Origin of the sequence: Rathayibacter sp. SD072, assembly GCF_017355185.1 — a bacterium.
In the GTDB taxonomy this organism is placed as follows: Bacteria; Actinomycetota; Actinomycetes; order Actinomycetales; family Microbacteriaceae; genus Rathayibacter.
Window position 1 is genome coordinate 1 of the sequence record NZ_JADILJ010000106.1, and the last position, 1,065, is coordinate 1,065.

Here is a 1,065-nt window from a genome sequence, read left to right on the forward strand (position 1 = left end):
AGCTCCAGAGCCAGACCGGTCCGATCTACCTGCCCGCCGACACCGGCGCGCTGCCCGAGGAGTCCCTCGCGGCCCGCCTGGGCCTGCGCGCCCACACGGGCGAGGGCGACGAGACCGGCGACGACCAGCAGAACGTAGGACCCGTCAAGTGAGATTCGCACTGATCTGGTCGGAGGTCTCGAGCGGCCTCCGACGCAACGTCTCCATGGTCGTCTCGGTGATCCTGGTCACCTTCATCTCCCTCACCTTCGTCGGCACGGCGATCCTGCTGCAGATGCAGATCGGCCAGATGAAGAACTTCTGGTACGACAAGGCCCAGGTCGCGGTGTACATGTGCACCGCCACGTCCGGCGGCTCGAACTGCAGCGGATCCGACGCGACGCAGGAGCAGATCGACTCGGTCGAGGCTCAGCTCACGGGCGCGACCCTCGACCCCTACATCGACCAGTTCTACTTCGAGGACCACGACCAGGCGTACGCGAACTTCCAGCAGCAGTTCGCGGGCAACCCGGTGGCCGAGTACGTCACTCCGGACCTGCTGAACCAGACCTTCTGGATCAACCTGCAGGACCCGACGCAGTCGGACGTGCTCGTCGAGAGCCTCTCGAGCGTCTCGGGCGTCGAGAGCGTCACCGACCAGCGGCAGTACCTCGACCAGATCTTCTCGATCCTGAACGCGGCGAGCTACACGGCCATCGGCATCGCGGTGCTCATGCTGGTGGCGGCGGTGCTGCTGATCGCCACGACGATCCGGCTGTCGGCCTTCTCACGGCGGAGGGAGCTCGGGATCATGCGCCTGGTGGGCGCGTCCAACCGCTTCATCCAGACCCCGTTCATCCTCGAGGGGGTCTTCGCGGCCCTGCTCGGCTCGCTCCTCGCGGGCGTCGCGGTCGTGGCGATCGTGCAGTTCTTCGTGCAGGGATTCCTCGCGTACCGGATCCCGCTGACGTCGTTCGTGGGCCTGGACGACGCGCTGATCGTCGTGCCGATCCTGGTCGTGGTCGGAGCGATCCTCGCGGCCATCGCCTCCAACGTCGCGATCGCGCGTTACCTGCGGGTCTGACC

1 protein-coding gene is annotated in these 1,065 nt (G+C 66.7%); it reads left to right on the top strand.

Annotation, left to right across the window (positions count from 1 at the left end):
- Nucleotides 1–148: 148 nt before the first annotated feature.
- Entirely contained in the window at nt 149–1,063 is a 915-nt protein-coding gene (ftsX, locus tag IOC53_RS18635) for a permease-like cell division protein FtsX (RefSeq protein WP_207408107.1), read from the top strand.
- The last annotated feature ends 2 nt before the right edge of the window (nt 1,064–1,065 follow it).